Genomic DNA, 18,043 nt, shown 5'->3' with positions numbered 1-18,043 from the left:
TCTATTGGCGTCGTCGCGGTCAGTTTTGCTTGACTGTGACGATCAGCCTGGCGTCGTCCAACGCGGCCGTCCGGTGAAACGTAATTTCCTGGTACTGGGGCGATTTCAACATGGAGAGGAAGGCGTCCTTCGACGGATATTCGACCAGGAGCACCTCGTCCCATTGCTCGCCGGGAGGGGCGATAAAGGCATGTTTCGCGTCGCCGTGCCACACTACTCTTCCGCCGACTTGCTGCAGGTGCGGAACAGTCTCTTTCGCGTAGGTCGCATAGGCCTCCCTGCCTGACCGCGGCGGTTGCTGCTTGTCGACGGCATACGCTGCTTCGGCACGAAAGCGAAGCAGGTTGAGCATGACGACCGGCGTATCTGCGGGAACGGTTTGGGCGAGGAGCTTGACGCTTTCGGGTGTGGGGTCGACGGATTTTGCCAACGTAGTCTCCTTGATTCATGTTGGAATAGTGCGGATGTCGTCAAGCATATGATAGTGCGATTCTTCAAACTTGTTGGCCGGTGCGATTCACGAAAGAGTTTCGACGCTCACGAACCCCGACGAGGTCAATTTCAGTGTTACTTGTTTTTGCGGGCCGCTGACTTTCTCGCGTACGCTCTTATGCCGTCCCCCTGTACACGCATGAGCGCAAAGACAGCCGCCGCGGACAGCGTCAACGTTCCCACGTCGATGACGAACTCGAGAATCCGCTTGCCGGTCTCCGCGCTCGACGGCAGTCCGAAAACAAGCGAAATTCCCAGCCACGCAGGAAGAATGCTGATATGGGCGGTCGCAGCAAGGCCGATCAATTCTCGCCGGCCGGCGTCGTCCAGCGCGGCGAAGCCGGCAGCTGCGCCGATCACCAGCGCGATCAGAAAGCCTGACAGGGTTGAGCCGAACTGGTCGTACTCCATGGGCGCCTCGGACAACAGTGCGACAACGGCACTCCCTGCGACAATGAGTGCCGTTGTCGCAACGAAAGCTGTAGCTCCCTGACGGAGCAATCGCCATTCCCGCGTGCACATGGAAAGCGCGACGGAGATCATGTGGTGGTGATAGGGAAGGAAAAGCAAACCGGCAATCAATACCGGCAAATTCATTTCAATCATCCCGTAGCCGACGAGCAGCGACGCCAGAAAGACCCGCCCGACGAGGCTGGCGGTGATATGGGTAAATTGCCAGAGGTCCTCGTAGACATCGAGCGTCGGCATTGTTACGGGCACCGTCTCGTCACTGGGCTGTTCGGGTGTAATCAGCGATCGTGGATGCCGAACAGCAATCGTGTAGAGGGCCGGATCGAAGAAGGGCGCTGCCAGCAAGGAGTCGAGGAATTCCTTTGCAATCGGTGTAGCAGTGGCTATTTCCACTGTTTCCGATGGTGTTGGCTCCGCCCCGCTTTGCAGGAGAGCGCCTTCTTGAACGGATACCTTCGTGATGCCGACGCTGAATGCAATTGAGGCAATCCTTGTTGCTTCGCCTGCGGGGGCCGTTACAGAAATCAGTCGCATAATGCCTCCTCGAGTTCGGGGTTTGGACGCAGAATACCGGCCGTGCCGGACGCCGCAAGCGGATTACCGCAATGAATCAAACCGCTTGCTGAAATACACATCGATTCCCGTCACCGCACCGCCGCGTAGCACGACCGACCAGTTTCGTGTCATTTCATACGTCAGTTTCAGCACGCTTTCCGCACTCGCCAGGCTCTGCTCGTAACCAATAAAAAGCCGGTCCGAGATTGTCTTGCCGAGATTGACCACCTGCTGTCCCGCCAATCCAAACTCGCTTTCCCCGATGGACAGCTCGTCCAGTCCAAGACCGCCGGCCAGACGTTCGGCGCCGAACTTGTTGAGCAGGCCGAGGGCCGCTCCCTTAGCTGCGGCCTGCGCCTGTCCCGGCCCGGCGTTGCCGCCGCCGCCGCTGCCGAAAACCAGCCAGGAAAGCTTTTCTTCGTCCGGGACGTTCGGCTCCGACACCAGTTGTACGCGGGGCCGCTGCGGCGTTCCCGAAACGCGGACGCCTGCGGCAACCTCCTGATCACGGCGCATGGCGAGGATATTGATGTTGGGATTGCTGAACGGTCCCTGGAAATTGATCACGCCGCGCTCGATGTCCAGTTCGGCGCCGAACGCTTCGTAAGTGCCTTTGACGACGCGTATCGTCCCGTAGGCTTGCGGGGCCTCGCCGGGCGCGCTGCGAATGTCCAGCGCGCCCGCGAGCAGCAGTTCGGCGCCGGATCCTTCGAAGCGGAAGTTGTTGCCGAGGTCGACATGGATGTCGACGCTCGGCGAGAACGGCCCGGCCGGCGGTCGGCGGGTTGCCAACGGGCCGTCCTTCGCGGGACCTCCTTCCTGTGCGCCACCGCGCAGCACGATGACATCGTCTCCCAGTTTGGGCGGCGTCTTTTCGGGCAGGTCGAACAGTGCGCGGTCGACCACAAACTTGCCGGTTACCTGCAGGTGGCCGCCGGCATTCACGGCCTGGGCCTGGCCGGACAGGATCAAGAGCGAGGAAGGATTGGACAGCAGCTGGAAATTATCGGCGACGATGTTTGCACGCAGACCGCCGTCGCCGGGGTCGAGCGGAATGCTGCCTGATGCACGCAGCGTACCTGGGCCGCTGCGGAATTCCACCCGCTGCAGTTGGACCACATTGTCCTGCAACTGGAGGCGGGCAATGCCATCGTGCATCTGGATGCCCTGGTCGTACATGGTTACTACCAGTCCGTCTCCCGTAATGGGGCCCGTCAAACTCGGATCGGCAAGCGTGCCGCCTATGTCCAGATCGAGCGCGGCACGGCCTCGCAGGATGATGTTCGGTCCGGCGATGAGACCGAGGGTCTGCAGTTGCGGGATGGCCGCCTCGACGTGGCCGCTGAGCGGAGCGCCCATTTCCATCGAAAGCCGGCCGTTCGACTCCTGTAGCGGAATCCGGGCGCGGGCCGCGGCCGTGCCAAGTCGTCCGGCGGCCGCGTGTGCCCGAAGCGCGACAACCAGTCCGTCGAAATCGGCGCGGGCAGACAATGTATCCAGGTCGACGCCACGTTTGCCCGGGAGCTGCGGCAGGTTGATATCGCCGCTGCGGCGTTCGACCTGTACAAAGCCGCTCGCACGGTCTGCCAGCGTCAGGCTCCAGTCGCCGTCAAGCACAAGATCGGTCGTCAGCGGTGGTTTTGCGCCGGTCAACTGACGCCGCAGATCGAGCAGACGCGCGACTTCCAGTCCGCGAAATGCGCCCTCTGTCCGGATGCGGCGGTCGTTGTACTGGAATCCTTGCAGATCAATCTGCGCACCTTCCAGCCGGATCCGGGAGGCACCGAGCGTGACCGCTCCTGGCGCAATACGCGCGGACAGCGGATCGTCCAGCGAGACCCGGGGGAAACCAGTGTTTTCAAGTGCTTGCAGCACACCGTCCCACGTCAAACCCTCGGCGTGATGCGTCAGCGCGCCGCGCGCGCCGACGCGCATATCGAGGGGCTTTCCGCGCAGCTGGCCGCGCGCGTTTGCGGTAACCGCATGCCGCGCCCAGGTGCCGTCAACGTCTGCGCTTAAGCGGTCCAGACGGATGTCGGTGCTCCGAACGCCGGAAGCGTCAAGTTGCACATTGACGGCGGCGTCCGGTGACACTCCCGGCAAAGCGTCCATTCTGGCCTGCCCGGAGAGGCGCGCCGCCCGGTGAGGGCCGAGCGCAAGTTGTTCGGCGCGAAACTGCGCGTTGATCTTCGGACGGTCTACCGACCCGGCGAGCTCGCCGTCGAGACGCAGCACACCGGACAAGCCAAAGCCAAGCCGCCCGAGTGCAGGCGCGTCGACGGTGATGTGCAAACGGTCATCAGGCTCGCCGAAGCTGCCCTTCAGCGTGGCGTGGTTGCCTGCGATTGATACGCGGGCATCGCTCGGCAGGATTTCCTTGCCGGCCACGCGCACGGTGCCGCTGCCCGTCATCGGAAGGCCGGCATAGGTGCTGTTCCGGATGTTGAAATCCACCGCAGCGCGCAGTAATGGTTGCAGTGCGCCTTGCACATCGAACTGCATATTGATGCGTGCGGGGGGAATCTTCTGTCTTTGCGCGCCTTGTCCGGTCGCGGTCAAGAAGCGTGCGGGGTTGAAGTCGTTCAGCGTGCCGCTCAGTTTGTACGATGAATCGCCTTCGCGCGCCAGTGTGCCGCTTGCTTCGAGCCGTGCGTCGGCAGCCTGCAGCTTGAGTGACTCGACCGTGACGTGCGCCGGAACCAGCGTCGCCACTGCCGCGATCGAAAACGTCTTGTCCTCGAATCGCATTTCGACATGTTGCATGTCGCCGTCCAGCTTGACCTGCAGCGGCCCATCGAGTGCCGACCGCTGCAGGGCAGTATGGAGGGCATGCATGTCGATGCCGCTTGCCTGCAGCACCAGTTGTCCCTGCGACGGTCCGTGCAGCTCGCCACTGCCGGTCAGTGTGCCGCCACCATTGAGCGAAAACGACAGGCCTTCGAGCTTTTGCCGCTCGGCGTCGAGGACCAAGCGTGCCTTCGCGGCAGCCAGCGGCAACAGTCCGGCATCGATTGTCCCCGCCTTTGCGTTTGTGACCGACACCGGACCGGCAACGGTGAACGCAGGCGCGCCTTCTACCGGCACGAGTTGGGCATCGACGTTGATTTCGGCCTTTGGCCAGGCAGGATTGATCGCGCGCGGGTCGAGGTCACGTGCCTGGATCTCGGCGCGGCGCAGGGGGACGGGCGAGAACGGGGCAGCAGCAACCTTGGCCTGAGCGCGCAGTCCCTCGCCGGTCGCATCAAGGTGGATGACGGGTTCGCGCAGGCTTCCGGAGAATTGCGCGGCGAGCCGGAGGTCCTTCTCCTGCACGCGGCTTTCCAATGTGGCATTTCCGCTGACTGGAAATGGCTGGCGGCCGCCGAGGTCCAGCGACGCCGCTGCCTTTCCGAATGGTGTCGCGGCATGTTCGAGGGTCACATGATGCTGTTCGCCGTCGGAACGCGCGCGAAGCAGGATGTCGCGAAAGGTCCGGGTCGAATCGTCATCGCGGATGGTCAGCGTGTCCACGGAGGCGCTGCGCAGGTCGACTGCCAGCGGCAACGTGATTTCCTGCGGCAGGCTTGCCGGCTCGGGAGGGGAAGGGCGCTGCGTGATGTCAACCTTGCCCGCATGCAGACGATCAATCGTGAGCAGCAGCGGGGAGCGAGTAAGGTTCCAGCGGCCTTCGAGCCGGTCGATATGGATCCGCTTCGACTTGTCCTCGATCACGACGTCGCGCAGTTCCAGCCCGCTGGCCAGAGTGCCGCCGGACACCTCGCCCGACAGTTGCATCGGAAGCAGGCGGGTGGCGGCTTGCCACGCGAGGCGGGCGCCCGGTTCAGTAAACAGCATGGCAAGCACGACAGCGACTGCGAGAACAATGAGCAATCCTGCTGCTGCCGATGTCCATCGCAGTACGCGTCCGGCCGGGCGCGCTGGTGAACGGGACGGGGCGGGTTTCCGTGCCATGGCCGCCGCTCAGAATGCGACGCCCAGCGAGAGGTGCGGGCGGATGCTGTTGTCGCGAAAACCGAAGGCGATGTCGAGATTGACCCGGCCGACGGGGCTGCGCCAGCGCGCGCCGACGCCCACGGCGTGGAATAGGTCCCTGTCCGCCCAGCGGTCGCTGGCCATGCCCACGTCGTAGAACACGGCGGCGCCCCAGCGCTCGCGGAACCAGCGCTGGTACTCGACACCGCCGGTGGCCAGGAATCGCGTCGGGTAGATGACGCCGTTGCGCTCCGTTCCTATGCTCTGGAAGGCGTAGCCGCGCACGGAATCGGTGCCCCCGGCGCGGAAAAGCAGCGATGCCGGGATTGCCGCGTTGCCGCCCTTCGAAATGACGGCACCGAGCTCGGCGCGGAGGACGACAATGTCGCGTTGCCTGACCGGCAGGTATTCGCGCAGGCGGCCGTATCCGCGCACGAAGGTTTGATCGCTCAGCAGGCCCTTGACGGCGACGCCCGCCTGCAGGGTGACGATGCGTCCCTTGCGAGGGAAGGTCGGATTGTCCACCTGCCGCCGGGTTCGGGCGATGCCTGCGACCAGCGCTTCATGTGTCCCCGGGAGCACCACCACATCGGGTGGGACGGGCGCACCACTGATCTGTTCCAGCCGGTCGCGGTAATACTCGAGCGAGTAAGTCAGGTCGCGTGTATCGGTGCTCCGGGACCGCCGCAGACCGAGGCGACGGCTGCTCAGTTCGACGCCTTCCAGCGTGGACCGCTCGAACGAAGCGCTGCCGCCGTTGACAAAGGCATTGGGGCCGGGCGGCATGGCCAGGTCAAGCGACCCGAACTGGCGGCGCTGTTCCACAGCGACCTGCGTGTCCAGCACCCATGCGCGTCCGAAGATGTTGTTGTGCGAGTAGCGGCCATCGAGGTGCGCACCGGTGTCGGTGGTGTAGCCTGCGCCGGCACGGATGCGCTGCTCCGGGTACTCGGTGACGCTGACGTTGACCGGTGCCAGGTTGGCACGGCTGCGATCCTTGTCGATCTCGACGACGGCATTGCTGAAGTAGGGTGTGCGCAGGATCTGGCGCTGGAATTCAAGCAGCCGGTCGGCACTGTACTCTTCACCGACACGCAGCGGATTGACGTTGCGGACTATGCTTTCCGGATAACGTTGCGTACCGTTGATACGCGTCTCGCCGAAGGTGAAGACTGGTCCGCTGTCATAGGCCACTGACAAGTCGGCCGCTTGCCGGTCAGCATCGACACGCGCCTCGGAGGAGGCGATCTCCGCTGCCGCGTAGCGCCGCCGCTGCAGTATCTGCAAGCCGCGCTGCTTGGCGCTGGCCCATTCCTCCTGCCGGAATGGTTCGCCTGCCTTCAAGGACCAGGCCTCTTCGACGCGTTCCGACTGTTCAGGTGAACGTCCTTCCGCCGGCCCCTGGACGTCGATCCGGACGTTTGAAATCGTGGTTCGCGGCCCCGCTGTTACCGCCACCCGGATGAATGTGTCGCCGTTCTCTTCTCGCACATCGACTTTCGTCTCGGTTGAAAAATATCCCTCGGTGGCAGCGAGCCTTGCCACGCTGTCCGGCGTCCTAGCGACCATGAAATCCAGATGCTCGCGGGTCAGGTCCTCTCTGTCCTCGTAGCGTGCCAGGTCGAGAAACTGTTCGAGTAGTTCCTTCAGGGGTTTCGGGGCTTCGATTTCCACCCTGTACGCCGTGGCAGGCATGCTGGCCATGAGTAATAGGATGCAGGCAAGCACTTGCGGCAGACGGAAGGAGCGCAAAACTGGTTGTTGAGCGGAGGCCACGTGTTCACCTCGACGTTTGAACGACAGACGGTATGCGCGACGGCCGGGGTGTGGTGCGTTTCTTGCATCTGGACAAGCGACCATGGAACTCGACCTCAATATCCTGCTGCGCCTTCTGATTGCGCTGGCGCTTGCCGGCCTTCTTGGTTGGGAGCGGGAACGGACCGGAAAGGCCGCGGGTGTACGCACGCACATGCTGGTCGGGATGGGTGCGGCGTTGTTCGTGATCCTGGGAGAATTGTTTGTCCTGCGCTTCAGAGAGTACGACGAAAACATGCGATTCGACCCCTTGCGCATCATCGAGGCCGTAGTAACCGGCATCAGTTTCCTCGGGGCTGGCACCATCTTCGTGTCCAGGGGCGAGCAGCATGTGAAGGGATTGACGACGGCAGCGTCGATCTGGGTGACGGCTGCCGTAGGCATGCTGGCGGGCCTCGAGCGGTACCTGCTGGCGGCTGGCGCCGCGATTCTGGTTTTCGGCGTACTCCATCTCGCCGCAAGCCTCAAGCCCGCGGAATCGAAGGAAGACCGGGGGAGGGAATAGCGAGCGGCAGTCTCGCACGGTTGCGATTTTCCTCATGGCACTGGTTCTGCACGCTTTATGCCGGCCTGTTGGGTAGAAATCGTCGGCGGCCACTTGAAAAATCGAACCGGACGCGAATCCAGGAGCATCGTGCCGTTCGCCGTCACAATGCGCGCTCGCAGCCAGTGCAAGCCGGGAGCGACGTTGCGAAGAGCGAGCTCCCGATCTTTGCCCGGACTGATCCGCCGCCCGTCCAGCACTAGCTCGACGCGATTGCCGGGGGCGCGATGTTCGTTTGTCAGCGTGAGCAGATGCACGTCGATTTCCCCGTCGTTATCGAAGACGGTCGTCCTGTCTCCCGGAAAGAGGATGACAAGCCGCTCGTAGCCATACGCATCTGCCAGCGCGAAGCTGTCGTGTTCCTCTCCCAGTCCAGGCAGATGCCATAGCAGGGCAAGGAACACGGCAGCAAGACGCCAGTACCGCATGGACTGCGTGCCCCTGTGTTAGCGGCCGCTGCTGGTCCCGGCGCCCGGCTTCAGCTGGAGGTTGTTGAAGACTTTTTCGACCCCGGATACCCGCAGCGCCGCCTGTCCGGCGTTGCGCTTCTCCTGCTCGCTGTCGACAAATCCGGCGAGTGAAACGACACCCCGATAGGTATCGACATTGATCTTGGCGGCTTCGCCCAGCCCCTGGGTCTGCGCAATTTCTGTCTTGACCCGGGCCGTAATGGCGGCGTCATCAAATGCCTGGCCGGTTGCGCGCGACGTGGAGGTCGGAGCGCAGGCGGCGACGAGGAGCGAAAGTACTGCGGCGACGAGGGCAGACAACAGCTTCATGGCAATTTCCTTTCATCGATGGCTTGCGGGCGGAGTGACGGACCTGCGGCCCGCGTGCTCCGAACGGATGGTTCGATCCGCATGTTGCATTTTTCGTACCAATGCTCGTACGCAGCATTTATCGGATTGCTGGCCGGGATCCGACGCAAAAACTACAAAGACCTTGTAAATCGTATTTGTACAAATATTTTAAGTTGACATTGGGAAGCAGGTGCGATCGCCAACGGTGACGCCGCTCGTCGACATATATCTGGTTCTTGCGCAGTACGCAGGCCGGCATCGCCTGACCATGGAAGACAAGTTGCTTGCGCCATCGACGAGCACCTTGAGCAGAGGAGAGAAAAGAATGCCAGGAGGAATCGTAGTGGTCACGGGGGCATCTGCCGGCATCGGACGTGCAACGGCCGTCGAGTTCGGCAGACACGGCTGGCGGGTGGCCTTGCTGGCGCGCGGCGTGGACGGACTAGAAGGCGCGAAGCAGCAAGTGGAAGAGGCCGGCGGCACGGCAATGGTGGTGCCGGTGGACGTCGCCGACCAGGAGCAGGTTGAGGCGGCGGCGGAAAGAGTGGAGCGGGAATGGGGGCCCATCGACGTATGGGTTAACAACGCCATGGCGACCATCTTCTGCGCCTTCGTCAACATTTCGCCCGATGACTACCGCCGCTCCACGGAGGTCACCTATCTCGGTACGGTATGGGGGACGCTGGCCGCACTTCGGCGGATGAAGCCGCGCGACAGCGGCGTTATCGTACAGGTCGGCTCGGCGCTCGCATACCGGTCGATCCCGCTGCAAGCCCCGTACTGCGGCGCGAAGGCAGCGATCCGCGGATTCACCGATTCCTTGCGCTCGGAACTTGTGCACGACAAGAGCAAAGTCCACCTGACCATGGTGCAGCTTTCCGCCTTCAATACGCCGCAGTTCGATTGGGGGCGCACATGCTTGCCGGGCAAGCCCAAACCGCTCGGGAAGATCTTCCAGCCCGAGGTCGCTGCAAAGGGCATTTATTGGGTCGCCATGCACCGGCGGCGCGAGCTGTGGGTCGGATGGCCGGCAGCCAAGGCTATTCTAGGGACACGGGTGCTGCCAGGATTTCTCGATCGCCTGCTGGCCTTCCAGGCGTATGAAGGCCAGCAGGCGAGTGAAACGGTGTCTCCCGATCGGCAGGACAATCTGTACGTCCCGGTTCCTGGAAACCATGGCGCACATGGACGATTTGACGCACAGGCAATCGAGCGGAGTGCGCAAGTGTGGGTCGTCACGCATCCATGGCCGCTTGCGGCCGGGACCATGGTCTGTGCCTTGCTGGCGGGACTGCTGCTTGCGGCGTGAAGTGTAAAGACGAGACGGGGAGAATCGCGAGCCGAACAGGAATTGAAGGATAATCGAGGCGAAAAAGCCGACAGAACAACATGAACGACATCGAAATCATCGCCGCCTTCCTCTTTGCGCTTGCGCTAGTTCATACGTTCGCGACCAAGTCCTTTGGACGTCTTGCCGATCGCCACCCGAAACATGCGGGCCTGTTTCACTTGCTGGGCGAGATCGAGGTTGTCTTTGGCTTCTGGGCACTCGTCCTGTTTGCGGCGATCGCCGTGACCGACGGAGGAAAGCAAGCCATCGACTACGTGGAGTCCCGGCAGTACACCGAGCCCCTTTTTGTGTTCGTCATCATGGTCGTTGCCGCATCACGGCCGGTGCTGGAGGCCGTCAAGGGGTTCGTCCGAATTCTCGCCGGGCTGGCGCCCTTTCGCCTGGCTGTCGCTCGTGTCTGGCTATGTCTTGCCGTCGTGCCTTTGATCGGGTCGCTGATTACCGAACCGGCGGCAATGACGCTTGCGGCCCTCATGCTCGCACCGCTGGTGTTCCGCCAGGGCGTACCGGAATGGCAAAAATATGCTGCGCTGGGTGTGTTGTTCGTCAATATCTCCATCGGCGGAACGCTCACGTCATTTGCAGCGCCACCAGTCCTGATGGTTGCGTCGACCTGGAAGTGGGACAGCGTTTTCATGGCAACGACATTCGGATGGAAGGCATGCTGTGCGGTGCTGATCAATGCAAGCGCGGTCACCTTCCTGATTCACAAGCACTTGGCTGATGACGCGCCGGAGGCGGGCGCCGAGACGCAGGTGCGGGTACCGGTTCTCGTCTCCGCCATTCATCTACTCTTCCTGGCCGGAATCGTACTGTTCGCACATCACCCGGTCATCTTCATGGGTGTCTTCCTGTTCTTCCTTGGCTTTAGCCATGCCTACAGCGCCTACCAGAGCCCGCTGATCCTCAAGGAGGGGCTGCTGGTCGGCTTTTTCCTCGCCGGCCTGGTGGTGCTGGGCGGTATGCAGCAGTGGTGGCTGCAGCCCATCGTCGCCAGGCTGGAACCTACCGCACTGTTCTTCGGTGCGCTGGCCCTGACGGCGATCACCGACAACGCCGCGCTCACGTACCTCGGTTCGCTGATCGAAGGCATTTCCGAGCAGGCCAAGTACATGCTTGTGGCCGGCGCGGTTGCGGGCGGAGGGTTGACCGTCATCGCCAATGCGCCCAACCCGGCTGGTGTCGCGCTTCTGCGCGACGGATTCGAGGACGAGTCGATCGGTGTCGGCGGCCTGCTGCTAGGGGCGATCCCTCCGACGATCGTGGCCGGGCTTTTCTTCTTGCTCTAAGGGTCGCGCCCCTCCCGCAACGCCACGTGCTTTTAGTCTCCTGCCTGGTTTGAGCGGAGGTTGCCAGCTGTAGCGTCCTCGCGGACCATGCCTCTCCATGCCGCTTGCCGCATGCCACGTAGCAGAAGGGCGATTCCGAGGCTGCCGAGCAACAGGCCCGCCATACGTTGACGTTGCATCAGTCCTGCCATCCATAGTGTGCCGCCTCCCAGCAAGGCGGCTCCGGTTGCCTTGGTCATTTCATCATCCTCCTTAAGTAAATGTCTCATCGACGACGTCCGCTTTACCCGTCCTGGCGGTGCCTTTCAGACTGGAGTGTCGACGCCATCGATCGCCGTACAGGCAGCACGATGCATGCCAGGCGGTTCGAGTGCGGCTGAGGATTTTTCGACTGCGTGGATGGGCCAAAAGCGTGGAACTGCCCGTTCGCCCGTCACTCCCAATCCATAGTCAGGCGATTCTATGGAGGCAGCAATGAGCGAACAGAGATTGAAGGGTGAATTAGCCGTCGTTACCGGCTCCGATTCCGGAATCGGACAGGCAACCGCGATTGCCTTCGCTCGCGAAGGAGCGGATGTCGTCGTAACCTGGTTCCACGACCGGCAGGGGGCGGAGCAGACCGCGCGCGAGGTGGAGGCAGCCGGACGCAGGGCGGCGGTGTTCCAATTTGACCAGCGTGAATCGCAGAATGCCGCCCAGTTGTTCCAGGAGGTTCGGAAATCGCTTGGGGTGCCAACCATCCTGGTCAACGACGCAGGCATCGATGCGACCGGCAAGCATGTCAAGGACATGACGGACGACGACTGGAACGACGCAATACGCACCAACCTTTGCGGGCCGTTCTACTGTTGCCGTGAATTCATCCGCTGCATCGAGGGCAGTGGAAAGCATGGCACCATCATCAACATCACGAGCGTGCACCAGGAAATCCCGCGGGCCGGTGCATCCGGTTATGACGTGGCCAAGGGCGGATTGCGCAACCTGACGACCACGCTCGCACTGGAGCTGGCCGAGAAGGATATCAACGTCAACAACATCGCGCCCGGCATGGTGCTGACGCCGATGAACCAGTCTGCGCTGGACGACCCGCAGGTGCTGCAGCGGCAGGTCCAGTCGATTCCGATGAAGCGGGCGGCGCAGCCGGAAGAGATTGCGCACGTCGCTGTCTTCCTCGCCTCCGCACAGGCACGCTACATCCATGGCACCACCATCGTGGTGGATGGTGCGTTGATGCTGTTCCAGGGACAGGGCGCGTAGCGGGCAGTGCGTTGCCGCGTGCCAGGACCCGCTTCCACTTTCCGGGAACCGATTGCTACCAGACGAGGTAGCGGTCCCATGCATCGTAACTGTGGCGTACCGGGCCGCGCGGGAACGCGAGCAGAATCAGCAGGACGCCTGCAATCGTGTCGCCGATGGTCGTCGACTGGTTGGCGCCGGCAAGCACCCACGGGGCAACGAGAAGCCAGGCACCGAACAGGAAGTTGACCGCGCGCAGCGGACGGGCGACTTCGGCAAACGCCGCAATCGAGAAGGTGAATACCAACGCACCGACAAGATGATCGCTGTCGGCCAGCATTCCTTCTGCGCCCAGTGTGGCTCGGGTGAACATCAGCCAGACGCCGACGGCCGCGGACAACGCGAGCCCGACGGGCAGGGCGCGCGCCTGCTCGCGCAGATGGACGAGATGGGTCCGCGTCACCTCAAGTGGGGGGGATGCATCATGGCCGGCGCCGCGTACGGTGCCGCCATGCCAGAACACCTTCCACACGGATTGCCCCTCGCGGCGGGCGCGGATCAGGAACTGGAACATGGCAACCAGTTCGTCAAAGGTGTAGGGCAGCATGAGCACCATTGCCGCCGCCGTCACGAGGCAGAGCGTGCACCAGGTGCCGATCACGATCGGCTGGATGATGATGAAGAAGATGCTGACGCCGCCCAGTGGAACCACCAGCACGCCAAACATGCCGACCATCCAGGGCATGGTGCGCCAGCGACGCCGGTCGCCCATCAGGCCGGACAAGGCTTCGAGCAGGTAGCTGACGGCCCCGAGTCCGGCATCGGCGACCGGCCAGGCTTTCGATACGTCCGAAGTGATGATGCGCGCCGTGCCATCGCCAAAGAACGGATCCCAGACAGTAGAGATGTGCCCCATCTGGAAGGCCGCAAGATGACGCGCGAGAAAAAAGCTGAACAAGGCCAGCGCCACGATCGGCAGTCGCTGTGACCAGGAGGACGGCGAGTAGGACCAGCCGGGCGGAATGTCTTCTTCGGCCTTCATCGCATCCATGCTCATTCCAGGCATCATCGGCACCAGGATGGAGAATGTGATGGCGAGCGCGCCGATCAGCAGGTCGTTGTTGGTCGACGCGGCGTCCGGCGCCCAGAATATCAGCGGCGCGAACAGCAGCCAGATGCCGGTGAAGCATGTTCCCCATTGCGCCCAGCGCTGCCGCCAGAACAGGGAAAGCGCCCCGAAGAGGATCAGCAGGCACCCGGCAGCAAGGTCGCTCCACATCATCGCCTGAGCACGCAGCTCGGGTGACGGCAGGTTGCGCGCCGCTGTCACGCGGTCCACTGCAGGACCGAAGCCGCCGGGATCGAGATAGCCCAGGACTGCCGGCGAGGCCAGCAACCATGCGCCCAGCGTGATGACGGCAAAGTGCACCCACAGCCGCTGCAGATGCTGCATGTACATGTGCCGCATGTGGGCATCACCCACGTGCTTTTCGGCATCGGTGTGCATCATCTCCATGTCGAGCCCGTTGTCGTGCCTGATGTTTTCAGTGCAAGCTGCAGTACCTGTGCCAGGTGCATTGGATCGCGCCCGGTCGTCTGTACGATCTGTTCGCGGCAGCTGAAGCCGTCCGCAATGACAAGAATGTCCTCCGCGGCGTTTCGCACGGCCGGGAGCAGCACGCGCTCGGCGCAACGCATCGAAACGTCGTACTTGCCGGCCTCGAAGCCGAACGACCCGGCCATGCCGCAGCAGCCGGAATCGAGCAAGTCGTAGTCCAGTCCCAGTTTGCGCATCACGGCTTCTTCCGCGTCGGTTTTCAGTACGGCCTTGTGGTGGCAGTGCGTGTGCACGATGGCGCGCCGGTCGAGTGCCGGTGGCGTGTAGCGGTGCCGTTCCAGGAATTCGCTCAGCAGGAAGACCTGCTGTTTCAATCGCTTTGCCTGTTCGCTGTGCGGGAACAGGTTGGGAAGTTCTTCGCGGAATACGGAGACGCAGGCCGGTTCCAGACCGACAATCGGCGTTCCCGCATGGATCTCATGTTCGAGCACATCCATCACCCGCCGCAGGTAATTGCGCGCCCTGGCCACCATGCCGAATTCATACAGGGGGCGTCCACAACAGAGGTGTACGCCGGGAATGTGCACTGAGAAGCCGGCGTGTTCCAGCACCTCGACCGCGGCCCGGGCGACATCCGGGTGGAAAAAGTTGTTGAAGGTATCCGGCCAGAGAATGACCTTGCCGGCCCCTGTGCGGGAAGAGGGCCGCTTTCGGAACCAGTGGGTGAAGGACTCCTGCGCAAATGGCGTGATGCGGCGCTGTGGCGCGATATGCGCGATGGCCTTGGCGATGCGGGCGAACGGTTCTTTCTGCGTGAACAGATTGACGACGCGTGGCATGTGTGAAGCGAGCGCCGCCCAGCGGTCGATCATGCCGAACGCGTAGGCATTCAGCGGGCGTATCTTTCCGGCGTAGTAGTGCGACATGAACTCGGCCTTGTAGGTTGCCATGTCGACCTTCACCGGGCATTCGCCCTTGCAACCCTTGCAGGACAGGCACAGGTCCAGCGATTCGCGTACCGCTTCATCTTTCCAGCCATGCGTGATGACGTCATGCTGCAGCATTTCGAACAGCAGGCGCGCGCGGCCCCGGGTTGCATGCATCTCCTCGCCGGTTGCCATGTAGCTCGGGCACATGACACCGCTCTTCTTTCGGCACTCCCCGACACCGACGCAACGCAGCATGGCGCGCGAAAAATTGCCGCCGTCGCCGGGATAGAAAAACTCGACTTTTGCCACCGGCGGATCGTAATCCGCGCCCAGACGCAAATCCTGGTCGGCTTGGTGCGCACCGATCACCTTGCCGGGATTCATGCGCCAGTGCGGGTCCCAGATACCCTTGAACTCGCGGAAAGCCTGTATCAATCGATCGCCGAACATGATGGGCAACAGCTCGGCCTTCGACTGCCCGTCGCCGTGCTCGCCGGAGATCGAGCCGCCCATGTCGACGACGAGATGCGCCGCCTCGTGGATAAACTTGCGATATTTTTCGATGCCCGGTGCGGTTTCTAGGTCGAAGTTGATGCGCGTGTGCACGCATCCCTGGCCGAAATGTCCGTACAGGTCGCCGTCGTAGTCGTACTTGTCGAACAGTGCGCGCAGCTTGCGCAGGTACTCGCCGAGGCGTTCCGGCGGCACGGCGGAATCTTCCCAACCTTCCCAGGTGATGTCCTTGTTCGGCACGTGGGCGGTTGCGCCCAGGCCGGATTCCCGCACTTTCCAGACCTTGTGCTGCACGGCAGGGTCGTCAAACAGCTTCATGCTGGGCGGTTTGTCGGTGCGCCCCAGGCTGTCCATCAGTTTCCGAGCGCGGGCATTGGCGTCTTCCATCGTGTCGCCGCCGAATTCGACCAGCAGCCAGCCGCCGCCCTCGGGTAGAAGCCGGATGTTTTCGGGGTGCAGGTCGATCGCATCCATGTCGTGCACCAGCCGGTCGTCGATGCCCTCCAGCGCGATCGGCCCTGCGCGCATCACCTCCGGCACGTGGTCGCCTGACTCGAAGACATCCTTGTAGCCCAGTACCAGCAGCGTCCGGCAGCGCGGGCTGGGCAGCAGGCGCAAGGTTGCTTCCAGAACGACGACGCAGGTCCCCTCGGATCCGACCAGTGCCTGCGCCAGATTGAAGCCGTTTTCCGGCAGCAGGGCATTGAGGTTGTAACCGGATACGCGGCGCGGAATGTGCGGATAACGGCTGCGGATGTCATCCGCAAAGGTGTCCCGCAACGCAGCCAACCGGTCGTAGATATCGCGGCTGCGTCCGGTCTCGCCGCGCATGCGCTCATCGCTGGTCGCTCCGACGCGCAAGCGCAGTCCGTCATACGTCAGGACGTCAAGTTCCAGGACATTTTCGACGGTGGTGCCGCCCATGACGGAATGCGGACCGCAGGAATTGTTGCCGATCATGCCTCCCAGCGTGTTGTGGTTATGGGTGGCGGGGTCGGGGGCGAAGGTCAGGCCATGGGCTTCGGCGGCATCGCGCAGGTCGTCCAAGACAACACCCGGCTGAACGCGCGCAGTTTTCTCATCGGGGTCAATTGACAGCACGCGATTGAGGTACTTGGAAAAGTCCATTACCACCGCGACGTTGCAGCACTGCCCGCACAGGCTGGTGCCGCCGCCGCGCGGCAGGACAGGCGCGCCGTAGCGGTGGCAGATGCGCACGGTCTCGATGACGTCTTCGGTCGTGCGGGGAATGACGACTCCGATCGGCACCTGACGATAGTTCGAGGCGTCGGTTGCGTACAGGGCCCGGCTCCCGTTGTCAAAGCGCACTTCACCCTGCACGGCGGCACGCAGTTCCTCGGCCATGCTGTGCATGTTGCCGAAATCCGGCGCAAGCGGCTGGGCCGGAGCACCTTCTATGAGACGAGATAGCATTGGGCGTCCTGTTCCTTGAAGTCGATGCCGAGACCAGGACGGCCGGGATCAGGGGCCAGGCGGCCCTTGTCCGGGCTCGGCGCGCCGTCGAACAACATGCGCTCGATCCGGGCATGGTCATGGAAGTATTCGAGGTGTATCGCCTGCTGTGCGGCGCAACATAGCGGCAGGTGCAATGTCGGTGCGCAGTGTGACGACAGCGGTATGCCAAAGGCGTCGCACAGAGCGGCGACAGCCATGAATCCGGTAATGCCTCCGCAGCGCGTGGCATCTGCTTGCAGTACGTCGACCGCCTGTGCTTCCAGCATGCGCCGGAAGTAGAACACGTCGTAACCGTACTCTCCGGCGGAGATCGCCATGCCCGGCGGCGCCCGATCGCGTAGCAGGCGCAGTCCGGCGAGGTCATCGGACGATACCGGCTCCTCGAACCAAGCCACGCCACACTCGACAAAAGCCTCGGCCATCGCCAGCGCCTGCTTGCGAGTACAGGCACCGTTGGCATCGACGAACAGGCTGGCTGCGTCGCCTATCGCATGCCGTGCGGCCTGCACGCGGCCGAGGTCCTTGTCGGGCTCGCGTCCGACCTTCATCTTCACCATACGCATGCCGGCCTCCACCCATCCGCCCAGCTGGCGCTGCAGCTGTTCGATCGTATAGCTGGTAAACCCGCCGCTGCCATATACGGAAATCGTCGGGCGCGCCATGCCGAGCAGTGTTGCCAGCGGCAGGCCAAGCAGCTTCGCCTTCAGGTCCCACAGGGCGGCGTCGACCGCCGAGATTGCCATGGAGCAGATGCCAGGGCGCCCGAGGTTGCGAACAGCGGCAACCATCTCGCGCCAACGCGCCCCAATTGCCATGGCATCCTGCGCGTCGAGCAGCGGGGCGAGCGTGTCGTGGGTGAGCTTTGCAGTCGCCGTATCTGCATAGCCGTACCCGATGCCGGTCTTGCCGCCGGCAGCGAGGCGCACCAGGACCAGCGTCGTGGAATTCCACGCCAGGGTGCCGTCCGACTCGGGCAGGTCGGTAGGGATGCGGTAGGTTGCGACGTCGACCCGTTCTATCCTGGGTGTGGAGGCGTTCATCG

The 18,043-nt window shown here is 62.9% G+C and carries 13 protein-coding genes; 4 read left to right on the top strand and 9 right to left on the bottom strand.

All coding sequences use genetic code 11. From position 1 onward, the window contains the following. Positions 1-19: 19 nt before the first annotated feature. From ACNOHI_RS06120 to ACNOHI_RS06105, 4 genes are all read right to left on the bottom strand, one after another. On the bottom strand, positions 20-430 hold the full coding sequence (locus ACNOHI_RS06120) for a DUF1330 domain-containing protein (protein WP_420473761.1): 411 nt from the start codon (positions 428-430) through the stop codon (positions 20-22). A 137-nt stretch (positions 431-567) separates the two neighbouring features. Next, positions 568-1,497, bottom strand: coding sequence for a DUF389 domain-containing protein (locus ACNOHI_RS06115; RefSeq protein WP_420473760.1), 930 nt, complete (start codon positions 1,495-1,497; stop codon positions 568-570). A gap of 63 nt (positions 1,498-1,560) precedes the next feature. Beyond that, the gene (locus tag ACNOHI_RS06110; RefSeq protein ID WP_420473759.1) at positions 1,561-5,388 is read right to left on the bottom strand and encodes a translocation/assembly module TamB domain-containing protein; all 3,828 of its coding nucleotides are present in this window, start codon (positions 5,386-5,388) and stop codon (positions 1,561-1,563) included. A gap of 90 nt (positions 5,389-5,478) precedes the next feature. Further along, positions 5,479-7,164, bottom strand: coding sequence for an autotransporter assembly complex protein TamA (locus ACNOHI_RS06105; RefSeq protein ID WP_420473758.1), 1,686 nt, complete (start codon positions 7,162-7,164; stop codon positions 5,479-5,481). A gap of 184 nt (positions 7,165-7,348) precedes the next feature. Here ACNOHI_RS06105 and ACNOHI_RS06100 point away from each other — a divergent pair, with 184 nt between their 5' ends. After that, positions 7,349-7,810 carry an MgtC/SapB family protein gene (locus ACNOHI_RS06100; RefSeq protein ID WP_420473757.1) on the top strand — a complete coding sequence of 154 codons (462 nt, stop codon included), beginning with the start codon at positions 7,349-7,351 and terminating at the stop codon, positions 7,808-7,810. Positions 7,811-7,842: 32 nt separating this feature from the next. Here the strand turns inward: ACNOHI_RS06100 and ACNOHI_RS06095 are convergent, their stop codons facing one another. Both ACNOHI_RS06095 and ACNOHI_RS06090 read right to left on the bottom strand, forming a co-directional pair. Continuing rightward, positions 7,843-8,277, bottom strand: a complete 435-nt coding sequence (locus ACNOHI_RS06095) for a hypothetical protein (RefSeq protein WP_420473756.1) — start codon at positions 8,275-8,277, stop codon at positions 7,843-7,845. Positions 8,278-8,295: 18 nt separating this feature from the next. After that, a complete protein-coding gene (locus ACNOHI_RS06090; protein WP_420473755.1) occupies positions 8,296-8,628 on the bottom strand; it encodes a BON domain-containing protein in 333 nt (110 codons plus the stop codon). 346 nt (positions 8,629-8,974) lie between these two features. Between ACNOHI_RS06090 and ACNOHI_RS06085 the strand changes: the two genes are divergently transcribed. The 3 genes from ACNOHI_RS06085 (at position 8,975) to ACNOHI_RS06075 (ending at position 12,546) form a co-directional block, all read left to right on the top strand. After that, on the top strand, positions 8,975-9,958 hold the full coding sequence (locus ACNOHI_RS06085) for an SDR family oxidoreductase (protein ID WP_420473754.1): 984 nt from the start codon (positions 8,975-8,977) through the stop codon (positions 9,956-9,958). An 80-nt stretch (positions 9,959-10,038) separates the two neighbouring features. Then, positions 10,039-11,289, top strand: a complete 1,251-nt coding sequence (locus tag ACNOHI_RS06080) for a putative Na+/H+ antiporter (RefSeq protein ID WP_420473753.1) — start codon at positions 10,039-10,041, stop codon at positions 11,287-11,289. 474 nt (positions 11,290-11,763) lie between these two features. Then, entirely contained in the window at positions 11,764-12,546 is a 783-nt protein-coding gene (locus tag ACNOHI_RS06075) for an SDR family oxidoreductase (RefSeq protein WP_420473752.1), read from the top strand. A 55-nt stretch (positions 12,547-12,601) separates the two neighbouring features. Here the strand turns inward: ACNOHI_RS06075 and ACNOHI_RS06070 are convergent, their stop codons facing one another. The 3 genes from ACNOHI_RS06070 to ACNOHI_RS06060 are packed head-to-tail and all read right to left on the bottom strand — an operon-like array spanning position 12,602 to position 18,041. Next, positions 12,602-14,041 (bottom strand): vitamin K epoxide reductase family protein, encoded by a 1,440-nt coding sequence (locus ACNOHI_RS06070; protein WP_420473751.1) that lies wholly within the window; start codon positions 14,039-14,041, stop codon positions 12,602-12,604. Next, on the bottom strand, positions 14,032-16,959 hold the full coding sequence (locus tag ACNOHI_RS06065) for an FAD-binding and (Fe-S)-binding domain-containing protein (protein WP_420473750.1): 2,928 nt from the start codon (positions 16,957-16,959) through the stop codon (positions 14,032-14,034). Before ACNOHI_RS06065 ends, ACNOHI_RS06070 begins: the two co-directional genes overlap by 10 nt. Further along, positions 16,941-18,041, bottom strand: a complete 1,101-nt coding sequence (locus tag ACNOHI_RS06060) for an enolase C-terminal domain-like protein (RefSeq protein WP_420473749.1) — start codon at positions 18,039-18,041, stop codon at positions 16,941-16,943. The genes ACNOHI_RS06065 and ACNOHI_RS06060 overlap by 19 nt, the downstream gene beginning before the upstream one ends. Positions 18,042-18,043: the final 2 nt, after the last annotated feature.

This window comes from Noviherbaspirillum sp. ST9 (assembly GCF_048799745.1).
Lineage (GTDB): Bacteria > Pseudomonadota > Gammaproteobacteria > Burkholderiales > Burkholderiaceae_D > Noviherbaspirillum.
Note: the sequence above shows the minus strand (reverse complement) of the source record. Positions and strands in the feature narration are given on the sequence as shown.